Below are 1,108 nucleotides of genomic sequence, written 5' to 3' on the forward strand. Positions count from 1 at the left end.
TCGATGAACTTAACCAAATTGTAAGGCTCGACATGTCGCAGCTCTGCGCGTACGTTCATCAGAATTTCTCCTAGGTGGTTCAAACCTTTACCGTCTCCCCCATCTCCCCAAAATGCGTCCTTGTGCGAATGCTCAGTAAGGCAAGCATTGCCCGTGCGCATCAGTTTCTGAGCAAGTTTCGGGTTTTGGAGGAATTTTTCTCGCACAATGAACGCCATAACTGAGAGCTTCATGTTGTCCCAATCGCTGCGAACGAGATGCTCGTACTGACGGCTTAACGCGAACGCTTCATCCGGCGATTGGGCATGCTGAATTTTGGTTTGCAGTTGGGCATCAACAAATTTCTGAGCTTGATAGTAGTGTTCGCTGGTGGGCCAAGATTGGGAAGATATTTCGACGGGGGCATGACAGAAGTTGGAGAGGAAGCCGTGCGGCTCATCGGGCTCGTAGAAAAGGATCTGATCAACCATATTCGCGCTCCTGCTTAGGTGATATGGATAGTCAACAAAAGGCATATCCTACTGATATATCTTTTAGTAACGCCTCTACCATTTGTCAAACCATAGTAAGCAAGCAAAGTGACTTCAGACTGAATAAAAATAAGGTTGGAGAACAAACAAAACGAGCAAGAAACTTCGGTTAAATGATGGGGTTAGCAAATAAAAAGGGCAGCCAGCTGGCTACCCTATGGAGTGGTACACCGAATTGAGAGAATCAGTGAATCAAGCCAAGTTCTCTTGCTTCTTCAATGCTTAACCCGCTTTCGCGGATTTCACGCAGTGCCTCAATGCGACGTCTGGCTTCTGCTGATTTCACTGTTTTCTCTGGCTTCACAACGGTTTCTTCTTCTTCGGGTAATTCCCACTTGTGAGCGATGTTGGTCATCTCGTCATGGTCGATAGAATTAATGGACATATTTCCTCCGAACACACCATGTTTTGGACAGCTAATCTATAGCAAACCCACTGTGCGGAGGTAAGAAAAACAGTGGGGAAATGTGACCCCTCCCGACCTTTCATCAACTCGTTAATAGATTCATCACTTACCTTTTGCCAAAGGCCAAATTTACGATTAAATTTGAAAAATTCCCCCTAAGAAAAGTGTGCTG

General features: G+C 45.7%; 2 protein-coding genes. Both read right to left on the reverse strand.

The window, feature by feature from the left end:
- A partial coding sequence (locus R7F07_RS25295; protein ID WP_411976922.1) for an NADAR family protein occupies window positions 1–515 on the reverse strand: 515 nt, incomplete at its 3' end.
- Between the two features lie 199 nt (window positions 516–714).
- A complete protein-coding gene (locus tag R7F07_RS25300) occupies window positions 715–915 on the reverse strand; it encodes a PA3496 family putative envelope integrity protein (protein WP_318085320.1) in 201 nt (66 codons plus the stop codon).
- Window positions 916–1,108: the final 193 nt, after the last annotated feature.

This window comes from Vibrio sp. YT-16, from assembly GCF_033337405.1.
Taxonomy (GTDB): Bacteria; Pseudomonadota; Gammaproteobacteria; order Enterobacterales; family Vibrionaceae; genus Vibrio; species Vibrio alginolyticus.

Excerpts from the sequence above, each read along its gene's own strand:
- R7F07_RS25300 (WP_318085320.1), bottom strand. The coding sequence starts at position 915 with ATGTCCATTAATTCTATCGACCATGACGAGATGACCAACATCGCTCAC.